The 2,581-nt window shown below is 67.9% G+C and carries 2 protein-coding genes; both read left to right on the top strand.

The features are described from left to right. Positions 1 to 7: 7 nt before the first annotated feature. A complete protein-coding gene (locus DBR20_RS09735) occupies positions 8 to 880 on the top strand; it encodes a FecR domain-containing protein (protein ID WP_258223275.1) in 873 nt (290 codons plus the stop codon). A gap of 209 nt (positions 881 to 1,089) precedes the next feature. Next, a partial coding sequence (locus DBR20_RS09740) for a TonB-dependent receptor (protein ID WP_181393059.1) occupies positions 1,090 to 2,581 on the top strand: 1,492 nt, incomplete at its 3' end.

A 2,581-nucleotide genomic window follows, 5' to 3' on the forward strand; every position in this document is an offset into this window, starting at 1 on the left:
GGACTGGATCGTGTGCCTGGCATCCGGCGATATCAGCGACGCGCGCATGGATGCGTTCGAGCGCTGGCTGGCCGAGCCGGCGAATCGGCGTTCATTCGAGCATGAGCGCATGCTGTGGCGCAGTGTGGGGCCGCGTCCGGCCGCCATCGAACGCAGGCAGGCCGCGCGTCGCCCGCGGCGGCTGCGCTGGGCCATGGCCACCGCCGCTGCGCTGGCAGTGCTGGTGGCCTGGCCCGATGCCTGGCTGCGCCTGCAGGCGGATCATCGCAGCGACCATCGCGTGCAGGATGTGCATCTGCCCGATGGCAGCCGTGCCGTGCTCGATGCCGACAGTGCGATCGCGGTGCACTTCGATGATCACAACCGTCGCGTTGAACTGTTGCGTGGCCGTGCCTGGTTCGAGGTGGCGCCTGATGCGCAGAGGCGCTTCAGCGTCGCTGCTGGCAACGGTGTGGTGGAAGACATTTCCACCGCATTCACGGTCGCCCACGTTGCCGCCGGGGTGGAGACCGAAGTCGGGCAGGGCCGCGTACGCGTCGCCAGTCCGGTCGATGGTGGCTGGACCTACCTGCAGGTGGGACAGCGCGCCGGCTATGGCGAGCACCGAAGCGTGCAGCGCCTGAGCGATGTTGCCGCAGACAGTGTCGGCGCCTGGCGACAGGGCGAGCTGCTGCTGGAGCAGGCCAGCGTGACCGATGCCGTGCACGAAGTCGGTCGCTATCGCGCAGGGCCGACGTTCGTGCGTGGCAACCTTCAGTCGCTTCCAGCCGTCAGCGCGGCGCTGCGCGTCGATCATCCGGAGCAGGCACTGGACGCGCTGGCGGCCACCGCTGGCCTGCAGGTCACCCGCCTGCCGTTCGGTGTCGCCATCGTGCAGTAGATCCACGCCATGCGTGGATGATCATCGCGATTGATCCCAATGTGCCGACCAACGGTCGGCACCCACTGCGACCGCAAATCCGTCTTGGGGATCGCGCGCCGCCACGCGTCTCATCCACGAACGTACCCGCCGCCGCCACGTACGTCGTTGGGTCCGCGCATGCGCGGATGATGCCGCGCCCGCGGCCACGCTCCTCTGACAGGTTCCCCATGTACGAATTCCGCCGCCCGGGCCGCGCACCGCGCCCGTCCCGTCTGTGCATCGCGCTGCTGGCCGCCGGCCTGGCAACCGCCATCCCCACCGTGATGGCGCAGTCCAGCACCGCTGGCCCGGCTGCGGTACAGCACTTCGATATTCCCGACCAACCGCTGGACGATGCACTGCGCGCCTATATGCGCCAGTCCGGTGTGCAGGTGGTCTATCCGAGCACGCTGGCCAAGGGCGTGATCTCGCAACCGGTCAGCGGCACGCTGTCAGCCGACGAGGCCCTCGCACGTCTGCTGCGCGGCAGCGGCCTGAGCGTGCGCCGGGTAAGTGCCGATGCGGTGACGCTGGAGGTCGCTGCGGCGGGCCAGACGGGCGGAGTGATCGTCACCGATACCCTCAGCGTGGCCGGAGACCGCGTGCAGGGCGGCGCGGCCAGCGATGAAGCTCGCCTGCTCGACAGCTACCGGAGCGTGGGCTCGACCACCAGCATAGGCCGCGTCGCACTGGAGCGGTTCCGCGGCACGTCCAATGGCGACATCGTCAAGGGCGTAGCCGGTGTTACCGCTGGCGATCCACGTGTGGGCAATGGCTTCGACGTCAACATCCGCGGCATCCAGGGCCAGAGCCGGGTGCCGGTCATCATCGACGGTGGCCAGTCCAGCATGGACACCTACCGTGGCTATGCCGGCCAGTCGCAGCGCACCTACCTCGACCCCGATCTGATCTCGCGGCTGACCATCACCAAGGGCCCGAGCCTGCAGGCCAATGCCTCCGGCGGCATCGGTGGCGTGGTCGAAATGGAAACGCTGAATGTCGATGACGTGCTGCGCGAGGGGCGTGATGTCGGCGTGCGCGTGCGCGGGGGGCTGGCCAACGGCAGCGCCAACAACCTGCCCGGCTACGAAGCCGCGCCGCGCAGCGATCGTAGTGCCACCGGCAGCCAGTTCTTCAACGTGGCCGCTGCCGGTCACTGGGACCGCTTCGACCTGGTGGCAGCCTATGCATACCGCGACAACGGCAACTACTTCTCCGGCAAGCACGGCTATGACGACTTTCCGCAGACGCGTCGCACGCTGGCCCCGCTGAATCCGCCGCGCACCGAGGTGTTCAACACTTCCTCGCGCTCGAAGTCGACCCTGCTCAAGGGCACCTGGCGCATCGACGACGCGCAGACGCTGGAAGCGGGCTATCGTCGTTACGAAGGTACTGCGGGCGAGATCATGGCGTCGCAGATCATCCGCGTCGACCGCGACCGCGTGCCGCAGTGGGACCCGGGCCATGTGGACATGGACAGCTACAGCCTGCGCTACCGGTTCAACCCGGACAGCGAGCTGATCGACCTGCGCGTCAACGCGTGGTACACCGACGCCGACAGCGTGATGTACAACAGCCTGACCGGCATCACCCCCTGGTACTTCGATCGCCGCACCGAGTGGTACGACGCACCCAGCTTCAGTGGCAATCCCGGCTACAAGGATGCCTACCGCAACCCGT

The organism is Stenotrophomonas sp. HMWF023 (assembly GCF_003060985.1).
In the GTDB taxonomy this organism is placed as follows: domain Bacteria; phylum Pseudomonadota; class Gammaproteobacteria; order Xanthomonadales; family Xanthomonadaceae; genus Stenotrophomonas; species Stenotrophomonas lactitubi.